The following is a 1390-nucleotide window of genomic DNA, read 5'->3' on the forward strand; positions in this document are numbered from 1 at the left end:
TAGTACTGCAACCGCATCTGCCGTGACGGGTGCTGGATTTGCTCGTTGTTCCGACTGTGCGATGAATCGTTGACGGTTGAGCAGGTCGAGTCGTGGTCCGAGGGGATAGCCGGGTTCCATGCCCGGTTCGCCCACCGTTTCGGCAGGTCGGAGCCCCGCGAGCGGGCGTCGGACTACCTGCACGGGTTGCTCGCGCCGCTTGAGAAGAAGAACGGGTGGACGCTGTCGGAGCAGGTCGGGCAGTTGCGCCCCGACGGCGTCCAGCGCCTGCTCAACCACTCCGACTGGGACGAGAACGCGGTCCGCGACGATGTGCGGGACTTCGTCGTGGAGACCATCGGCGCCAAGGATGCGGTGCTGATCGGCGACGACACCGGCTTCCTGAAGAAAGGCGTCAAGTCCGCCGGCGTCCAGCGGCAGTACACCGGCACAGCTGGCCGCACAGAGAACAGTCAGATCGGAACATTCCTGGCCTACGCCTCCTCCAGGGGGCGGGCGTTGATCGACCGCGAGCTCTACATCCCTGTCTCCTGGACGGATGACCGTGACCGCTGCCGCGCGGCCGGGATCGGCGACGAGGTCCCCTTCGCGACCAAGAACGAGCACTTCAAGTGGATGCTGCAACGCGCCATCGATGCGGGTGTCCCGTTCGCGTGGGTCACCGCTGACGAGGCATACGGGCAGGTCAAGCACCTGCGAGTGTGGATGGAGGAACGTCGGGTCGCGCACGTGCTGGCCACGAAGGTCAACGACACTGTGATCACCGCGCGCGGGGCGGACGCGCGGGTGGCCCAGTTGGTCGCCGCGCTGCCCCGCCAGCGGTGGAAACGGATCTCCGGCGGGGCCGGCGCGCACGGTGAGCGGATCCACGACTGGGCGCGTGTCGCGATCCGCCCGTACTGGGAGAACGGTTTCGGGCACTGGGTGCTGGCCCGACGCAGCGTCAGCGATCCGAGCGAGATCGCCTACTACGTCTGCTACGGCCCGGTAGCCTCCCGGCTGAAAGACCTGGTCAAAGTGGCTGCCGCCAGGTGGGCGGTGGAGGAGTGCTTCCAGACCGCGAAGGGAGAGTGCGGTCTGGACCACTACCAGGTGCGGCTCTACCGGGCTTGGTACCGCCACATCACCCTGGCCATGGCCGCCCTCGCCTACCTGACCGCCGTCCGTGCCACAGAAGCCACAAAAGGGGCACTCTCAACGACGAGCAAGACCTCATACCCCTCAGCGTCCCGGAGATCCGCCGGTTGATGGGCCACGTCGTCGTCACGCGCCACTGCCACAGCAACGAGCACCATCTGCACTGGTCACGCTTCCGACGACGCAGCCAGGCCCGAGCCCGCCGCTCCCACTACAAACACCGAGGCCACATCCTCCAGATGCGGTTGCAGTA

The 1390-nt window shown here is 66.6% G+C and carries 1 protein-coding gene; it reads left to right on the forward strand.

Features of this window, described 5'->3' with window-relative positions; translation table 11 throughout:
* Positions 1–69 precede the first annotated feature (69 nt).
* Positions 70–1248: an IS701 family transposase gene (locus tag ACZ3IC_RS34185; RefSeq protein ID WP_467422628.1), complete on the forward strand. Its 1179-nt coding sequence runs from the start codon at positions 70–72 to the stop codon at positions 1246–1248.
* Positions 1249–1390 lie beyond the last annotated feature (142 nt).

Source organism: Streptomyces sp. NPDC002958 (assembly GCF_055563255.1).